Annotated in this window: 16 protein-coding genes; 7 read left to right on the plus strand and 9 right to left on the minus strand. The window is 64.2% G+C overall.

Annotation, left to right across the window (positions count from 1 at the left end; all coding sequences use genetic code 11):
• Positions 1 to 62: 62 nt before the first annotated feature.
• The 3 genes from LZ012_RS10735 to LZ012_RS10745 all read left to right on the plus strand — a co-directional run bounded on the left by LZ012_RS10735 (position 63) and on the right by LZ012_RS10745 (position 2,838).
• Positions 63 to 491 carry an acyl-CoA thioesterase gene (locus tag LZ012_RS10735; RefSeq protein WP_275710597.1) on the plus strand — a complete coding sequence of 143 codons (429 nt, stop codon included), beginning with the start codon at positions 63 to 65 and terminating at the stop codon, positions 489 to 491.
• Entirely contained in the window at positions 488 to 1,378 is an 891-nt protein-coding gene (locus LZ012_RS10740) for a radical SAM protein (protein ID WP_275710599.1), read from the plus strand. Before LZ012_RS10735 ends, LZ012_RS10740 begins: the two co-directional genes overlap by 4 nt.
• 296 nt (positions 1,379 to 1,674) lie before the next feature.
• Positions 1,675 to 2,838: a zinc-dependent alcohol dehydrogenase gene (locus LZ012_RS10745; protein WP_275710601.1), complete on the plus strand. Its 1,164-nt coding sequence runs from the start codon at positions 1,675 to 1,677 to the stop codon at positions 2,836 to 2,838.
• Positions 2,839 to 2,866: 28 nt separating this feature from the next.
• On the opposite strand, the gene LZ012_RS10750 is transcribed toward LZ012_RS10745, so the two are convergent.
• Together LZ012_RS10750 and LZ012_RS10755 are read right to left on the minus strand one after the other, a co-directional pair.
• Entirely contained in the window at positions 2,867 to 3,223 is a 357-nt protein-coding gene (locus tag LZ012_RS10750) for a DUF1622 domain-containing protein (RefSeq protein WP_275710603.1), read from the minus strand.
• A 32-nt stretch (positions 3,224 to 3,255) separates the two neighbouring features.
• The gene (locus LZ012_RS10755; protein WP_275710605.1) at positions 3,256 to 3,510 is read right to left on the minus strand and encodes a hypothetical protein; all 255 of its coding nucleotides are present in this window, start codon (positions 3,508 to 3,510) and stop codon (positions 3,256 to 3,258) included.
• A gap of 268 nt (positions 3,511 to 3,778) precedes the next feature.
• On the opposite strand from LZ012_RS10755, the gene LZ012_RS10760 reads away from it, so the two are divergent.
• A complete protein-coding gene (locus LZ012_RS10760; protein ID WP_275710607.1) occupies positions 3,779 to 5,731 on the plus strand; it encodes an aconitate hydratase in 1,953 nt (650 codons plus the stop codon).
• Between the two features lie 84 nt (positions 5,732 to 5,815).
• Positions 5,816 to 6,409, plus strand: a complete 594-nt coding sequence (locus LZ012_RS10765; RefSeq protein WP_275710609.1) for an HD domain-containing protein — start codon at positions 5,816 to 5,818, stop codon at positions 6,407 to 6,409.
• Positions 6,410 to 6,434: 25 nt separating this feature from the next.
• On the opposite strand, the gene LZ012_RS10770 is transcribed toward LZ012_RS10765, so the two are convergent.
• Positions 6,435 to 7,643: an MFS transporter gene (locus LZ012_RS10770; protein ID WP_275710611.1), complete on the minus strand. Its 1,209-nt coding sequence runs from the start codon at positions 7,641 to 7,643 to the stop codon at positions 6,435 to 6,437.
• 83 nt (positions 7,644 to 7,726) lie between these two features.
• Here LZ012_RS10770 and LZ012_RS10775 point away from each other — a divergent pair, with 83 nt between their 5' ends.
• Positions 7,727 to 8,575, plus strand: a complete 849-nt coding sequence (locus tag LZ012_RS10775; RefSeq protein ID WP_275710613.1) for an AraC family transcriptional regulator — start codon at positions 7,727 to 7,729, stop codon at positions 8,573 to 8,575.
• Here LZ012_RS10775 and msrB read toward each other — a convergent pair.
• A complete protein-coding gene (gene msrB, locus LZ012_RS10780) occupies positions 8,527 to 8,925 on the minus strand; it encodes a peptide-methionine (R)-S-oxide reductase MsrB (protein WP_275710615.1) in 399 nt (132 codons plus the stop codon). The two genes, LZ012_RS10775 and msrB, sit on opposite strands and share 49 nt — an antisense overlap.
• Before the next feature lie 76 nt (positions 8,926 to 9,001).
• On the opposite strand from msrB, the gene LZ012_RS10785 reads away from it, so the two are divergent.
• Complete coding sequence (locus LZ012_RS10785; protein WP_275710617.1) at positions 9,002 to 9,697, plus strand: UPF0149 family protein; 696 nt, start codon at positions 9,002 to 9,004, stop codon at positions 9,695 to 9,697.
• Between the two features lie 81 nt (positions 9,698 to 9,778).
• Here LZ012_RS10785 and LZ012_RS10790 read toward each other — a convergent pair whose 3' ends face one another.
• The 5 genes from LZ012_RS10790 to LZ012_RS10810 all read right to left on the minus strand — a co-directional run bounded on the left by LZ012_RS10790 (position 9,779) and on the right by LZ012_RS10810 (position 13,723).
• On the minus strand, positions 9,779 to 10,255 hold the full coding sequence (locus LZ012_RS10790) for a hypothetical protein (protein WP_275710619.1): 477 nt from the start codon (positions 10,253 to 10,255) through the stop codon (positions 9,779 to 9,781).
• Positions 10,256 to 10,383: 128 nt separating this feature from the next.
• The gene (locus LZ012_RS10795; protein ID WP_275710621.1) at positions 10,384 to 10,746 is read right to left on the minus strand and encodes a cupin domain-containing protein; all 363 of its coding nucleotides are present in this window, start codon (positions 10,744 to 10,746) and stop codon (positions 10,384 to 10,386) included.
• Positions 10,743 to 11,225 (minus strand): CreA family protein, encoded by a 483-nt coding sequence (locus LZ012_RS10800; RefSeq protein WP_275710622.1) that lies wholly within the window; start codon positions 11,223 to 11,225, stop codon positions 10,743 to 10,745. Before LZ012_RS10800 ends, LZ012_RS10795 begins: the two co-directional genes overlap by 4 nt.
• The gene (locus tag LZ012_RS10805; protein WP_275710624.1) at positions 11,222 to 12,241 is read right to left on the minus strand and encodes a patatin-like phospholipase family protein; all 1,020 of its coding nucleotides are present in this window, start codon (positions 12,239 to 12,241) and stop codon (positions 11,222 to 11,224) included. The genes LZ012_RS10800 and LZ012_RS10805 overlap by 4 nt, the downstream gene beginning before the upstream one ends.
• A gap of 99 nt (positions 12,242 to 12,340) precedes the next feature.
• Positions 12,341 to 13,723 (minus strand): 3'-5' exonuclease family protein, encoded by a 1,383-nt coding sequence (locus LZ012_RS10810; RefSeq protein ID WP_275710626.1) that lies wholly within the window; start codon positions 13,721 to 13,723, stop codon positions 12,341 to 12,343.
• Positions 13,724 to 13,828 lie beyond the last annotated feature (105 nt).

The following is a 13,828-nucleotide window of genomic DNA, read 5'->3' on the forward strand; positions in this document are numbered from 1 at the left end:
ATTTCCCGATTCTACGCCGCACGCCATAGAATCCTGCCTTTCTCTACTCCTGCGTTTGAACCATGCCTCGCATCAAGATCGACCTGCCCGAATCCTTCACCTTCTCGACCGAAATCCCCATCTATATCGGCCACATCAACTACGGCCATCATCTCGACAATGCCCAGCTCATTTCGCTGATCTCCGAGGCGCGCGTCCGTTATTTTCGTTCCCTGGGCTATTCGGAACTGGATGTCGAAGGCGTCGGCATCGTCGTCGCCGACGTGGCGGCGCAATACCGCTCGGAAGCCTTCCACGGCGAAACGCTGATCGCCGACATGACCGCCGACGATTTCAACAAGTACGGCTGCGATCTGGTCTGGCGCCTGAGCGACAAGGCCAGCGGCCGCGAAGTGGCGCGCGGCAAGCACGGCATCATCTTCTTCGACTACACGGCCCGCAAGGCTGCCGCCGTGCCGCCGGCCTTCGTCGCCAAGGCCCAGCGCGCGTGATTCCCATCCGCTACGTCGAGCCGGTCTTCCGCCCGCCCAGCGAGGCGGAATCGCTGATCCTGCCGGTCACCGACGGTTGTTCGTGGAACCAGTGCACCTTCTGCGAGATGTACACCGCGCCGCAGAAGAAATTCAAGGCGCGCGACGAGGATGAAGTTCTGGAAAGCATCCGCCTCACCGGGCAACGCTACGGCGACCAGATTCGCCGAGTGTTTCTCGCCGACGGCGATGCGCTGGTTCTGCCCACCCGGCGCCTGCTGACCATCCTCGAAGCGATCCGTACCCACATGCCGGCCGTGCGGCGGATTTCCTCGTACTGCCTGCCGCGCAACCTGCGCAAGAAAAGCCAGCAGGAAATCGACGAACTGGCCGCCGCCGGGCTCAAAATGGTCTATGTCGGCGCCGAATCGGGCGACGATCAGGTGCTCGCCGCGGTTCACAAGGGCGAAACCTTCGATACCACCTGCGAAGCGCTGGACAAGCTGGGCAACGCCGGCATCACCCGCTCGGTGATGATCCTCAACGGCCTGGGCGGCAAGGTGCTGTCGGCCCAGCACGCCGAAAATTCGGCACGTTTGGCCAATGCGACCCAGCCGGAATACCTGGCGACGCTGGTGGTCAGCTTTCCGCAGGGCGAACAACGCCTGCGCGCTGGCTTTCCGGACTGGGAACCGCTCGACCAGCATGAACTGTTCGTCGAGATGGAACGCTTTCTGTCTGGCCTGGACTTGAAGCGCACGGTCTTTCGCAGCGATCACGCCTCGAACTGGCTGGTCCTCAAGGGCACGCTCGGCGCAGACAAGGAACGCCTGCTGCAACAGGTGCGCCAGGCCATCGCCGCCCCCGAAGCGGCCCACCTGCGGCCGGCCTGGGCGCGGGGCCTGTAACGCAATAATGAGGCTGCCGAGCAGGAGTTGCCGTCCCTGGCTGGCCATCGCTTTGTTCAACAGCCGGCGGTTCTGCGCCGGCACGACTTTGGCGACATGAACCGGGGACTGTGCGAATTCCTGGACAGGCTGGTGCAGGAATACGGAAAGTTAATAGCAGCCAGCTGTCGTTGGGTTGGCGTGCCCGGCAGCTAACTGCATCCCGGTTTCGCCATTCCGCCGATTTCCGGCCCGATGTGCACGGGCGGGGTACGCCATTTGCTCCTCTGCCAGGAAATTCCTCTGTGGAGATGGCGATGAAAGCTCTGACTTACCACGGCAGCCGGGACGTACGGGTCGATAATGTGCCCGATCCCGTTTTGCAGGCCGACGACGATATTGTTCTGCGCGTGACTTCCACCGCGATTTGCGGTTCCGACCTGCACTTGTACCGCGGCAAGATCCCGCAGGTGAAAAGCGGCGACATCCTGGGCCACGAATTCATGGGCATCGTCGAAGAGACCGGTACGGCCGTCACGCGGGTGGCGCGCGGCGACCGGGTGGTCGTGCCCTTCGTCATTGCCTGCGGCGATTGCTTCTTCTGCCGCGAGCAGCTCCATGCGGCGTGCGAAACGACCAATCCGGACCGCGGAGCCCTGCTCAACAAGAAGGACCTGCGGCCCGGTGCGGCGATGTTCGGCTACAGCCATCTCTATGGCGGCGTACCCGGCGGACAGGCGGAATACGTCCGTGTGCCCAAGGCCAATGTCGGGCCGCTACGCGTGCCGGACGGCATCGCCGACGAACGGGCCCTGTTCCTGACCGATATCCTGCCGACCGGTTTTCAGGCTGCACGCAACGCCGGCATTCGTCCGGGTTCCAGCGTCGCCATCTTCGGTGCCGGGCCGGTCGGCATGATGTCCGCCGCATGCGCGCGCCTGCTCGGTGCCGAGACAATTTTCATGGTCGATCACCACGATTACCGGCTGGCCTTCGCCGAGGAACGCTACGGCGCGGTGCCCATCAACTTCGACAGGGTCGACGACCCCGCCGCCTACATCGTCTCCAACACCGACAACCGCGGCGTCGATGCCGCGATCGACGCCATCGGCTTCGAGGCCAAGGGCAGCCCGACGGAAACCGTCCTCGCCACCCTCAAACTGGAGGGCAGCAGCGGCTATGCGCTGCGGCAAGCTATCGCCGCCGTCCGTCGCGGCGGCTCTCTCAGCGTGCCCGGGGTCTATGCGGGCTTCATCCATGGCTTTCTGTTCGGCGACATCTTCGAGAAGGGCATCACCATCAAGGCGGGCCAGACGCATGTGCAGGCGCTGCTGCCTGAACTGCTCGAACACGTCGCGGCCGGGCGCCTGCAACCCGAGGAAATCATCACGCACCGTCTGCCGCTCGCCGAGGCGGCCGAAGGCTATCGGCTTTTTGCCGAGAAGCGGGACAACTGTCGCAAGGTCGTCTTGCATACCTGAACCGGCTCGGCGGATGGGAAGCGGTGCTTCAACTCTTTCTCTGGGGCTGATCGCGTTCGTCCCGGATTTCCCGGGTCAGGAAGAAGTTCAGCGCCGTGCGGATCACCGCCACCACGGCCAGTTTCCCGAGTTGGTCCCAGGAAGGCGAAACCGCCGTGGACAGGATGTCGGCGGCTAGTTGGAATTCGAGGGCCATGGCCAGATAACGGGCGAAGGCCAAGCGCACCGGGTTGAAGTCGTCCCGCCGTTTTTCCAGCCAGTGGGCGGCCAGCCCGCGTAGCGCCACGAGCAGGCCGATGAAAATGACCGTCGCGCCCAGTCCCTCGACCAACAGGCGAAGCCATTCGACCCCATGGCGGGCCCATTCTTCGGCGAGGTCAAACATGATTTCTGGGCATATCGGTCGCCAAGCTCACCTCACCGTGGATAGCGCTTGATCAGCCACAGCCCCGCCCGCTGCTGCACAGCGAGGATGGCGATGATGGCAATGGCCAGCCCGAAAAGGACCAGGTTCTTGCCCGAGCCCTGGGCGAGGCAGGCGAAGAGCAAGCGCTGGCGGCTCAATATTTCGACCAGGGCCAAGCCCGCCGGCACGGTCAGGGTGGGCAGCAGCGCCATCAGAGATTCCGCACCCTTGCTGCCGCTACGCCGATTGCCCAGCTCTTGTTTCATCCCGAAAACTCCGCATCGTGCCATGCGGCTAGCGGCAAACGGCATGCCCATGATACAGCGAGGACGGATTGGCCCCCGCCGCGCTCGGCGGCGACAAAGCTACACGACCCGGTAAGTTTTTCCGGGCGGGCGCGATACCTTCCCGCGATTGCCCGTCGGCGCGCCGTACCGACGCCCGGTCTGCCTGGGAATGCGGCTTGCTGAATGATGCCCAGGCGTCGCCCCGGCCTGTCGCGTGGCGAGTGCAGTCAATGCAGAGAGGTTGGACATGGCAAGAAATCTCGCCCGGAAACTGATCGAAAGCCATCTGGTAAGCGGCCGGATGGTGGCCGGCGAGCCGATCGAACTGGCCATCGACCAGACCCTGGCGCAGGACGCCACGGGCACGGTAGTCATGCTGGAATGCGAGGCGCTGGGCATCACCCGCGTCAAAACCCAGTTGTCGGCGCAATACGTGGACCACAACCTGATCGAGGCCGATTTTCGCAATCCCGACGATCACCTGTTCCTGCAAAGCGCCTGCCGCCGCTTCGGCGTCTGGTACAGCCCGGCCGGCAACGGCGTCAGCCATCCGGTGCACATGGAAGCCTTCGGCATCCCGGGCAAAACCCTGCTCGGGGCGGACAGCCATACCTGCGCCGCCGGTTCGCTCGGCATGCTCGCCATCGGCGCCGGCGGTCTGCAGGTGGCCCTGGCCATGGCCGGCGAACCCTTCGCCTTGACCATGCCGGCGATCATGGGTGTCCGTCTGAGCGGTGTCCTGCCGCCCTGGGTCAGCGCCAAGGACGTCATTCTCGAAATGCTGCGCCGCCATTCGGTCAAGGGCGGTGTCGGCCGCATCATCGAATACCACGGCCCCGGCCTGGCCGGCTTGTCGGCCATGGACCGCCACGTCATCGCCAACATGGGCCAGGAACTCGGGGCGACCGCCTCGGTCTTCCCGGCCGATGCGGCGGTCCAGCATTTCCTCGCCCAGCAGGGGCGGGCAGCCGACTTCGTTCCGCTCACCGCCGAGCCCGACGCCGGCTACGACGAAGTCGACGCCATTGACCTGTCGACCCTGGAACCCCTCATCGCCTTGCCGAGCAGCCCGGACAAGGTCGTCCCGGTACGCCAGGTGGCCGGCCGGCCGCTCTATCAGGCCTACATCGGCTCGTCGGCCAACCCGGGGCTGCGCGATTTCGAAGTGCCGGCCCGCATGCTAGCCGGGCGCCGCATCGCGCCGGGCGTCTCCTTCGAGGTCAATCCCACGTCGCGGCAGACGCTGGAAAACCTGATCGCCTCCGGTGCGCTGATGCGGCTCGTCGAGGCAGGCGCCCGTCTGCACCAGACCGGCTGCAACGGCTGCATTGGCATGGGACAGGCGCCGGCCACCGGGCGCATCAGCCTGCGTACCGTTCCCCGCAACTTTCCCGGGCGTTCGGGCACCGAGCCGGATCAGGTCTACCTGTGCAGTCCGGAAACCGCCACCGCCAGCGCCCTGACCGGCGAAATCACCGATCCGCGCGACCTCGACATCCCCGTGCCGCGTTACGAGGAGCCGGTGCGGATCATCATCAACCGCAACCTGCTGCAAGCTCCGACGCAGGGCGGCGAGGCGGTCGAACTGGTGCGCGGCCCCAACATCAAGCCGCTACCCGAGTTCCCGATACCCGGCGAGCACCTGGAAGGGCCGGTGCTGCTCAAGATGGGGGATAACGTCTCTACCGACGAAATCCTGCCGGCCGGTGTCGCCGTGCTGCCGCTGCGCAGCAATATCCCGGAAATCAGCAAGCATGCCTTCCAGCGCATCGATCCTGACTTCTACGAGCGCGCCATCGCCAACCGGCCAGGCGTCGGCTTCGTCATCGGCGGCAGCAATTACGGCCAGGGATCGAGCCGCGAGCATGCCGCCATGGCGCCCGCCTTCCTCGGCGTGCGCTGCGTCATCGCCAAGAGCTTCGCCCGCATCCATCGCCGGAATCTGATCAATTTCGGCATCATCCCGCTGCTTTTCGCCCGGGATGAGGACGCTGCCGCCATCGCGCCCGGCGATGTTCTTCACATCGACGCGCCGCTGAAGCAGTTGGCTTCCGGCCAGGCGGTCTGCCTCGACGATCTGAGCACGCAGGGCCGCTTCCTGCTCCGCCAGGACATCACTGCCGAGGAACTGACCAGCCTGCAGGCCGGCGGGCTGATCAACCGGGTGCGGCAGAAGTTGCTGACCGGCGCCCGGCCTTAGCTGGCTCCTGGCCGCCGGCGATTCTGGGGAAGCGCCGGCGCTCTGCTAGACTCGCTCCCTCCATCAATCTGGATGACAAGCAACGTGATTCCACCCGACCTGGAACGGCAACTGGCTTTCCTCAGGGAAATCGATCGGCTCAAGAGCGTCGTGCGTCTGTCGCCCTTGATCGACCGCTCGCGCCGTGAAAACAGCGCCGAGCATTCGTGGCATCTGGCGATGTACGCGCTGGTGCTCGCCGAGCACGCCGCCGGGTCGGTCGACGTGTTGCGCGTCGTCAAAATGCTGTTGATCCACGACATCGTTGAAATTGATGCGGGCGATGTGCCTTTCCACGTGCCGGCGACGCATGCCGGGCAGGCCGAGCGCGAACGGCTGGCCGCCGAGCGCCTGTTCGGCCTGTTGCCGGAGGCGCAGGCCGCCGAATTCCGCGAACTGTGGTTCGAGTTCGAGGCCGCCGAAAGCGACGACGCGAAATTCGCCAAGGCCCTCGACCGCTTCCAGCCGATGCTGCACAACGCGGCGACCGAAGGCGGCACCTGGGTCGAGTGCGCGGTGACGCTCGAGCAGGTCAAGGCCCGCTGCCGGCCGCCGATCGAAGGTGGCGCCCCGGCCCTGTGGGAGGTCGCCGCCGGGATGGCCGAAGACCATTTTCGCCAGCGCCCGGCGCACGATTGATCCGGCGCCGGCTTGGCCGCACCATCTAGACGGTCTTGCCGACGCGCAGTGCGCTGAAGATGGCCAGGGTCTGCAGGATGGCGATGCCGACCAGCACTTCGCCAAAGCGCCGGCTGTCCATCAGGCCGCCAAAAATCAGCGGGGCGACGGCCAGCCCGAGGTCGAGCCCCGAATAGACGAATCCATAAACCCGCCCGTAAGCGGCCTTGCCGAAGCGGGCGGTGGCCGCCTTGCGTACCAGCAGGTCGCGCGACGGGCCGGCGATGCCGGTGCAGAAGCCGATGCCGGCCATCAGCGGCAGGATCAGCGCGGCCGGCAGCACGGCGCTGGCCAGCAGCACGGCGAGCAGGGCGGCCAGGCCGAGAGCGCCGGCGATCAGCATGTCGTGCTCGCCTTTCTGGGCAAGGAAGCCGCCGAGCACGATGCCGCAGGCACTGCCGACCAGATAGGTGGATAGCGCGAAGGCGGCGGTGGTCAGCGACAGGCCGTACATGGCCTGCAGGATGGGGCTGGCGAAATTCTGGATGGTGCCGAAGGCGGCGGTGATCAGCAGGAAGAACAGGAAGCACAGCCACACTGCCCGCGAAGTCAGGAAGGCGAAGGTCGGGCCGGCGTCTTCACTGGCCTTGTCGGCGTGGTGTTCCGCCGTGTCGGTGATCGCCTCGCGGCGCCAGAAGAGCAGGGCAATGGAAAGCAGGGCGACGAGACTGGCAGCAAGGGCCGCCGTTCGCCAACCGGCCGTGCTGGCGATGCCGGTCATGAAAATCGGCGCCGCCGCCCAGCCCAGATTGCCGGACAGTCCATGCACCGAAAAGGCATGGCCGAGCCGGGGTTGCGAGACATGGCGGTTGAGGACGGTGAAGTCGGCCGGATGGAAGACGCTGTTGCCCAGGCCGGCCAGCGCCGCGGCGATGACCAGCATGGGGAAGCCGTTAGCGAAATGGAGAACGAGGCCGGCCAGCGCGAAACAGCTGATGCCGCCGCCGAGCACGCGGGCCGCGCCGAAGCGGTCGACGAGGAAGCCGGCCATGGCCTGCCCGATGCCCGAGACAATGAAAAAGACGGTCATCGTCACGCCGATGCCGGTGAAGCTCAGCCCAAATTCCGGCATCAGCCACGGAAAGAGCGGCGGCAGCAGCAGGTGGAAGAAGTGCGAAACGCCATGCACGAAGCCGATCAGGCTGATGGTTTCGATATCGTTCCGGGTGACGGGGGGCAGGGTCGCGGTGGTCATGGCGGGTGGCGCTCGATGGGGAAAGCGCAGTGTAGGAAAAACCGCCTTGACCGTATTGCAATAAACGGACAAAAATTATCGCGATGCCGACATCCCTGCCTTACGACCCGGTCCCGCGCCGGGCGCCGACCCTCGCCGAGCCGCTGACGGTCAATCTGCGCCAGCCGCCGCCCGACGTGCATGTGCCCCTCCACAGCCATGACTGGGCGCAACTAGCCTATCCGCTGCGTGGCGCCATCCGCGTCTCGGCCGCCGGCATGAGTTGGCTGACGCCGGCCTTCCGGGCGGTATGGATTCCGCCGGGTATCGAGCACGAGGTTCTGATGCTCGGCCAGGTCGAGTTGCGCACTGTCTATGTGGCACGGGAAGTCGCTCCCTTGCCGCTGGCGGCATGCACGGTAATCGAAGTTTCCGACCTGATGCGCAGCCTGATCGAGGCGCTCAGCCGGGTCGGGCGCGAAGTGCCTCTCGACGCCGAACGACGCGACCTGATGATCCGCCTGCTGCTGGCCGAAATGCGACGCGCGCCGACCCTGTCGCTCGGCCTGCCGCTGCCGCGGGATCGCCGCTTGCAGGCGCTGTGCCATGCCCTGATGGAGAACCCGGCGTCGCCGCTGGCGTTGGGCGAATGGGCGGTCCGTGTCGGCGCCAGCGAGCGCACGCTGGCCCGCCTGTTCCGCGATGAGTTGCAAATGAGTTTCGGCGCCTGGCGCCAGCAACTGCGGCTGGCCGGCGCGCTGGACATGATCGGTCGCGGCCGCCCGCTCGGCGAAGTGGCGGCCGAACTCGGCTATGCCAGCCAGGCGGCCTTCTCGGCCATGTTCAAGCGGGCCTTCGGCGTGCCGCCGGGCCGTTTCATGCAGTCGCGCCGGGGCGGTGGCGATCAGCCTGCGTCCGGCTCCAGGTCGAGCGAAGCCGAGTTGATGCAGTAGCGCAGGCCGGTCGGCGCCGGGCCGTCGGGGAAAACGTGACCGAGATGGGCACCGCAGTCGTGGCAGGTCACTTCGGTACGGATCATGCCGAAGCTGCGATCGGCGTGTTCGTCGATCAACTGCTCATCATTTGGGGTATGGAAACTCGGCCAGCCGCAGCCCGAATCGAATTTTGTTTCGGAACGAAATAGCGGCGCACCGCAACAAACGCAGTGATAGGTGCCGCTCTCGTGGCAATCCCAATACTTGCCGGTGAAGGCGCGTTCCGTGCCTTTCTGGCGGGTGACGTGGAATTGCGTTTCGTCCAGTTGCTGGCGCCATTCGGCGTCGGTTTTTTCGATTTTCGGCATGCTGTTTTCCCGATAGGGTGGCAAGTGAGACTTCCAAACTGGGCTAAAATTCACTGATTGACGAGGATAAATGCAAATGAACACCAACCCTTTGACCGATGCCGATCTCGACCGGCTCGAAGAATTGCTCGAACACGAAGTTTTCAAGGGCGATGCCATGCGCCTGGACGAAGCGCAGGCGGTTATCTGTGCTGTGGTCAGCGCCCCGGAGCCGATTCAGCCCAACGTCTGGCTACCCGAAGTGCTGGGCGAGGGCATGGAGGCGGACGATCCGGCGGTCGGCGAAACCGTCGAACTGCTGATGCGCCTGAATAACGACATCGCCGCTGCGCTGCTCGCCGATGAAACGATCTCGCCCATTCTCTACCCGATCGATGAAAGCTGCGAGGAATACGATTTCGAAGCCTGGGCCGATTCCTACGTGTTCGGCGCCGGCCTGGCCGGCGATTGGTACGAGTTGGCCGGCAAGCACGCCGACGACCTGTCGGAACTGCTCGAACCGATGTTCCTGCTCAACGGCATGCTCAAGGAAGACGCCGAAAAGACCGGCGAACGCTGGTTTACGCCGGCTGAAGAAGCGCGTCTGGTGGCCGATATCCAGGAAAACCTGCCGGTCATCGTGCAGACCCTGTACAACTTCTGGCGCAACAAGCGCGCCGGCGGCAGCACCGTGCAGCGCAACGAGGACAAGGTCGGCCGCAACGACCCGTGCCCTTGCGGCAGCGGCAAGAAATTCAAACAGTGCTGCGGCAGCCCTGAAAAGTTGAATTGATCGCCCGGCAAGCACCACGAAAAAGGCCGTTCGCTCGAACGGCCTTTTTGTTGCCCGACGTCCGTTAGTGGGCGAGCCAGGTCAGGTTTTGGCCACCTTCCAGCCCGGATGCTGGAAATATTGTCCATAAGCCTTCAGGGATTTGAACACCTTATCAGCGCCCTCATGACGCGCCCCCTGGGTTTTGCCGGCCATCATCTCGGCGCCGGCCTGCAGATCGGCAATGACGAGATGCAGCATGGCATCCGCCTTGGGCTCCAACTTGCAGTTTTCCACGATGTCGCCGACGTTCTTGCCGATCGTGGCAGCCAACTCGCGATATTGATCATCGCTGAAGCTGTTTTGGCGGATTTGCGGTTGCGCCTTGGCCATCGCCTGGTTGATGCTGTTCATTCCCTGGCGTAGGGCCTCGTCGGTTGCCCATTTCTTGCCGGCGTTGAGTTGCAGAGGGCTCGACTCCTGGGCGGCGTGGCCGTGGTGATGATGGTCGGCAGCGAGGAGGGGGGAGGCGGCCGCTAGGGCAACAGTGAGCAGCAGAGCAAGAGATCCGGGTTTCATCGCGCGTCCTTTGGTGACATGGAATATTTCCCGACCATGTTAGTCGGGAAATATTAAGCGAAGCTTATGGCCAAAGGTTTGTATCGGGACGGTAGTTCGACGTCTCGTTCTGCCGGCGGCAGGCAGGGCTAGAGCAATTCGGTGTCGGCGTGGCTGTAGGCCGGCGCGCAGCAACACAGGATATGCAGCGGGGCAGTGCCGGTATTTTCTACCCGATGCGGCACCGTGGGCCGAATCAGGATGCTGTCGCCGGCGGCGATCGGGAAGACTTGATCGCCCAGCGTCATCAGGCCGCTGCCTTGCGTGACGTGGTAGATCTCCTCGGTTACGACATGGCGGTGCAGCAGGGTGGCCGTGCCGGGCGGCACCCGGGCCTCGGCCAGGCTCTGGTTGCGCACGGCATGGTGTTGCGGGTGCAGCAGTTCGCGGATTTCCGAACCATCCTTGGTGACATAGGGCGCGACCTCGGCAATCGTACTGCGTTCGCTCACTGCTTGCCCCACGGCTGGATGGGTACCGTCGAAATGGCATTGGCCGGGGCGCCCTCGATGACCCGGCGGCTGATCGCCAGATAGATCAGGACGTTGCGTTTCTGGTCGAGGAAGCGGTGGATCTTGGTTTCCTTGAAGAACAGCGAGGTGTCTTCGCTGAACACCACTTCGTCATCCGGCATTTTGGCCGGCAATACGATGGGGCCGACCTGGCGGCAGGCGATGGAAAACTGCGACGGGTCTTCGGCCAGCCCGAGACTGCCCTTCACGCCCCCGGTCCGCGCTTGGCTGACATGGCAGGTCACGCCGGGAATCTTGGGATCGTCGTAGGCATAGACGCAGATGCGGTGATTGGCGCCAAGCAGCTTCCAGGTCGTGGTGACGCAGTCGATTTCTTCGGCGACGGCCGGCAGGGCAGCCGACAACGCGGCTGTGGCGGCAATGGTGGCCAGGGTTTTGCGGCGGAGGAAAAACATCATGCGGTCTCCCTGCTCAGTTGATCGAGAAAATCTTTGCCCTTACGGCGGCCGTCCGCCAATAGCTTCTGGATGAAGGCCGGGCTACGGTCGAGTTTCGAAGCGTAGTCGAGTTCGAGTTCCAAAGGAATGAAACGGACATCGACATGCTTGAGGTGGGCCGCGCTCAGCCATTTCTTGTGGAGCCAGTCGTTGATCTGGGTGACGAAGAACAATTCCTGTTTCATGGACAGGTTGCCCGCCAATTCGTTGCGGCGGTCGTCGATGTCATCCGAAGTCTTCGGTTCGCTGGCGCGACGATCCGGATTGATCTGAATGACCCAGATTTCGTCCGGCTTGGCATCCCGGCTTTCCTTGCCGGACAGGAAGCCGCGGATGGGCGGGTTCTGTGAAAACAGGCCGTCCCAATAGACGCCCTCGCCGATGTGCACGGCGCGGAACATCTCCGGTATGGCGGCAGAGGCCAGCAGTGCCCCGACTGAAATCGGCGGTTCGCCTTTCCGCGGGTGAGAGTGGAAGACAGTGAAATCCCCTGAGAGCACTTCTACGGCACCGATCATCAGCACCGGTGACTGGGCGGTAATCAGCGACTGTAGCCGGGCAAAGGGGATGTGTTCCTTCAACATGCCGGCCAGGAAATCCTGGCCGGTATTGGGCAATAGGTAGGGGCTGACTTCCGGCAGGCCGAAAAAAGATCGGCTGCGTTGCTGGAAGAGTAGCCACTGATCGCTCCAGAAATCGGCAAACTGCGTCGTGCTCATACGCCCCCAGAACGATTCGAGCAAGGCCTCACCCAACTCGGGGTTGCCTTCGAGCAGCCCGGTCCATGCCAGTGCCGCACACAAGGCGCCGCCCGAAGTGCCGGATAGTCCGTGGATGCGGTAGCGATCCGGCGCCATGCCGCGCAGCAGGGATTGCAGAACACCGGCCGTGAAGGCCGTGTGGCTGCCGCCCCCCTGACAGGCGATGGCAATGCGTTTGGCGGAAGGGTTGATACGGGGTCGGCTGGCGGCGGGCATGGGCAAACGTCGTGGTCGCGGGCCCATTAGTGTGCCACAGCCATGACGTTGGGAATTTTTACAATGCTGTGGAGGACGCTGGCAGCGGCACCGGAATCGCTATGCAAATGCGCCGCTGATCGCGGCCAGCGGTTTCATCCTGGCCACATACTTGGCGAGGATCTTGTAAGTGTCGCGATCGAAGGGCGGCCGGCGGGAATCCAGCAGTTGGTGGACGTCCTGGTCGGATTTCGCCGTCCCCAGGTAGCGCCAGCCGTCGATGACGTGGGCTTCGTCGTCTTCGCGCAGGATGGCCGGGCCGGGGAAGGGCCAGGACACCAGTTTGAGGCCGGTGAGCGCCGCCATCAGACGCATGGTGTGCTTGGCCAGCGGTTCCTTGCCGACGCAGGCGCCCTTGCAGCGCCGGATCTGGTGGCCGAAGCAGGGCTTGCCCGGCTTGATCGGCTGCTGGCCGGTCAGCATGTCGCACAGGTTGTGGCTTTCGACCAACTGGCGCAGCACGGTGTTGGCTTCCTTGCTGTTCTTGAACAGGCCGTAACACGAGGTGGCGAGGCCGAAGTCTAGGTCGTTGGCGAGGACCAGCTGCGGGCGCAGCCAGCCTTCGCCTTCGTCGACCAGCGTCCAGGTGCACACTTCGTCGTTCTTGCGCAGCAGGCGGTTCTGCGTCGGCAGCAGTTCCTTGACCAAAGCCGATTCCGTGAGCAGGGCGCCGATTTCACCGGCGGTGACGATCCAGTCGATGCGCCGCACCTGCTGGACCAGCGCCATTTCCTTCGCCGAACGGAGGTCGCCGGAGAAATGCGCCAGTACGCGCTTGCGGATTTCCTTGGCCTTGCCGACATAGATCGGCAGGTTGTTTTCGCCGTAGAACAGATAAACGCCCGGTCCGTCGGGCAGATCGTCGATGAAGCCGGCATCGAGCTGCGGCGGCAGGCTAGGGCGGGCGTTCTGTTTGCGCAGGGCGGCTTCGATCGCTTCGCTGCTGCGGTCGACGTGGATTTTCTGCCAGAACTGGTGGATCAGTTGCGCGTCGGCCAGCGCGCGGTGGCGGGCTTCGGCGTGCAGGCCGTGGCGCTCGATCAGGCTGTCGAGATTGTGGCGGTGGTGCTCCGGGTAGAGCGCCCGCGACAGCTTGACCGTGCATGTCACGTTGCTCCGGAAATCGATGCCCAGGCGCTTGAATTCGCTTTTCAGGAAGCTGTAGTCGAAGCGCGCGTTGTGCGCGATGAACAGCCGGCCTTCGAGGCGGCGCAAGGTTTCGGCGGCAACGGCTTCGAACGGTGGCGCATCGGCCACCATCTCGTTGGTGATGCCGGTCAGCTGTTCGATGAACGGGGGAATCTGGGTGCCGGGATTGACCAGTTGCTGCCATTCGCGGATGGCACCGTGTTCATCGACTTCGACGATGCCGATTTCGGTGATGCGGTCGTGGCTGGCGGTGGCGCCGGTGGTTTCGAGGTCGACGAAGGCGAGGGCTGGCATCCCGCAATTTTCGCAGATCGGCCGAGCATGGCAACCATTTGATGCGCCGGCTGGAGATTGCGCTGCCCGAGCCGGTTGCGGCGCATGGGCATGCTATAAAGATGG

The organism is Dechloromonas hankyongensis (assembly GCF_022012295.1).
Lineage (GTDB): Bacteria > Pseudomonadota > Gammaproteobacteria > Burkholderiales > Rhodocyclaceae > Azonexus > Azonexus hankyongensis.

What these genes read in the sequence shown, in the direction of transcription:
- LZ012_RS10805 (WP_275710624.1), bottom strand. Translation starts at nt 12,241, where the DNA reads ATGCCCGCCGCCAGCCGACCCCGTATCAACCCTTCCGCCAAACGCATT.
- LZ012_RS10770 (WP_275710611.1), bottom strand. Translation starts at nt 7,643, where the DNA reads ATGACCACCGCGACCCTGCCCCCCGTCACCCGGAACGATATCGAAACC.
- LZ012_RS10790 (WP_275710619.1), bottom strand. Translation starts at nt 10,255, where the DNA reads ATGAAACCCGGATCTCTTGCTCTGCTGCTCACTGTTGCCCTAGCGGCC.
- LZ012_RS10760 (WP_275710607.1), top strand. Translation starts at nt 3,779, where the DNA reads ATGGCAAGAAATCTCGCCCGGAAACTGATCGAAAGCCATCTGGTAAGC.
- LZ012_RS10735 (WP_275710597.1), top strand. Translation starts at nt 63, where the DNA reads ATGCCTCGCATCAAGATCGACCTGCCCGAATCCTTCACCTTCTCGACC.
- LZ012_RS10810 (WP_275710626.1), bottom strand. Translation starts at nt 13,723, where the DNA reads ATGCCAGCCCTCGCCTTCGTCGACCTCGAAACCACCGGCGCCACCGCC.
- LZ012_RS10775 (WP_275710613.1), top strand. Translation starts at nt 7,727, where the DNA reads ATGCCGACATCCCTGCCTTACGACCCGGTCCCGCGCCGGGCGCCGACC.
- LZ012_RS10745 (WP_275710601.1), top strand. Translation starts at nt 1,675, where the DNA reads ATGAAAGCTCTGACTTACCACGGCAGCCGGGACGTACGGGTCGATAAT.
- LZ012_RS10750 (WP_275710603.1), bottom strand. Translation starts at nt 3,223, where the DNA reads ATGTTTGACCTCGCCGAAGAATGGGCCCGCCATGGGGTCGAATGGCTT.
- LZ012_RS10755 (WP_275710605.1), bottom strand. Translation starts at nt 3,510, where the DNA reads ATGAAACAAGAGCTGGGCAATCGGCGTAGCGGCAGCAAGGGTGCGGAA.
- msrB (WP_275710615.1), bottom strand. Translation starts at nt 8,925, where the DNA reads ATGCCGAAAATCGAAAAAACCGACGCCGAATGGCGCCAGCAACTGGAC.
- LZ012_RS10785 (WP_275710617.1), top strand. Translation starts at nt 9,002, where the DNA reads ATGAACACCAACCCTTTGACCGATGCCGATCTCGACCGGCTCGAAGAA.
- LZ012_RS10800 (WP_275710622.1), bottom strand. Translation starts at nt 11,225, where the DNA reads ATGATGTTTTTCCTCCGCCGCAAAACCCTGGCCACCATTGCCGCCACA.